The organism is Candidatus Symbiopectobacterium sp. NZEC135 (assembly GCF_025962695.1).
Map to the genome: position 1 here is coordinate 1 of NZ_JAGFPF010001029.1, position 768 is coordinate 768.

Annotated in this window: 2 protein-coding genes; both read right to left on the reverse strand. The window is 53.6% G+C overall.

Going from position 1 to position 768, the window contains the following annotated elements; genetic code table 11:
* Positions 1–339, reverse strand: a 339-nt coding sequence (locus tag J5224_RS32205) for a sulfate/molybdate ABC transporter ATP-binding protein (protein WP_264629015.1), incomplete at its 3' end; no start/stop codon positions are given.
* Positions 329–768, reverse strand: a 440-nt coding sequence (locus J5224_RS32210; RefSeq protein ID WP_264629016.1) for an ABC transporter permease subunit, incomplete at its 5' end; no start/stop codon positions are given. The genes J5224_RS32205 and J5224_RS32210, both read right to left, overlap by 11 nt.

Below are 768 nucleotides of genomic sequence, written 5' to 3' on the forward strand. Positions count from 1 at the left end.
AATATCGCGCTTGGAAGGACGGATACTGCGCGGTTTCATGCGTAAGCCAAAGGCCACGTTGTCAAAGACGGTCATGTGACGAAACAGCGCATAGTGCTGGAACACAAATCCCACGTTGCGATCGCGCACATCGTGCACCGACACATCTTCACCGTGAAAAACAATCTGTCCGCTGTCCGGCTTTTCCAGGCCAGCAATAATGCGCAGCAAGGTGGTTTTGCCACAGCCCGACGGCCCGAGCAGTGCCACCAGCTCGCCGCTGTTGATCGCCAGATTGATTTCATTCAAGGCCCGGAACTGGCCAAACTGTTTGTTTATATTACGGATATCAATGCTCATTTGGAGCCAGCTCCTGTTGGTGTTTCTCAACCTGTTTTGCCAGACGCCCTTCACTCCATTGGCGCAGCAGCAATACCACTAACGACATCAGCAACAATAAAATCGCCACGCTAAAAGCGGCTACAATGTTGTATTCGTTGTAAAGGATCTCAATGTGCAACGGTAAGGTGTTGGTCAAACCACGAATATGGCCAGATACCACGGATACCGCGCCAAACTCGCCCATCGCTCGTGCCGTACAAAGCACCACGCCGTAAATCAGCGCCCATTTCACATTGGGCAGCGTGATGTGCCAGAACATCTGCCAGCCGTTGGCGCCCAGCAAACGGGCCGCCTCCTCCTCCTGAGTGCCCTGCTGCTCCATCAAAGGAATCAGCTCGCGCGCCACATAAGGCAAGGTGACAAAAATGGTTGCCAGCACGATCCCCG